The organism is Microvirga sp. HBU67558 (assembly GCF_018069605.1).
Classification (GTDB): domain Bacteria; phylum Pseudomonadota; class Alphaproteobacteria; order Rhizobiales; family Beijerinckiaceae; genus Microvirga; species Microvirga terrae.
Genome location: NZ_JAGPUP010000162.1, coordinates 1 through 392, shown reverse-complemented (window position 1 = coordinate 392; position 392 = coordinate 1). Strand labels below are relative to the sequence as shown.

General features: G+C 61.7%; 1 pseudogene. It reads right to left on the bottom strand.

The window, feature by feature from the left end:
• Positions 1-392 (bottom strand): annotated as a pseudogene (locus KBI52_RS00645) (alpha/beta hydrolase); the annotation flags it as partial.

Genomic DNA, 392 nt, shown 5'->3' with positions numbered 1-392 from the left:
TCCCCACCCAGGCCAAGCACCGGTATGTCGAGCGGCTGCTTCTTATACTCGAGCGCAGCTGCATGATCGGCGGCGAGGGTGCGATACCATTCCATGCCGCCACGCGTGCGGCCAGGAAGAGCCATCGCCTTGGCGTAGATCTCTATGTCCGCCGGATTGAAGGTGCTGTGATCGTAGAACCGCTCTGCCATGAAGGTCGAAACATAGTCATATTCACGGCCATGGATAAGGCGCTCGGGTAGGTCCCGGTTCATATGGAAGCTGAAATGCCAGAGCCTCGCGGTCGTCGCCTCCCACTCGGTCCAGCCGGGAAGCGGAACGTCGAGGACGGCCAGATGCGTGACAGCCTCCCGATAAAGTGCCGCCTGCGGCAGCGCCACCATGCCGCCGAT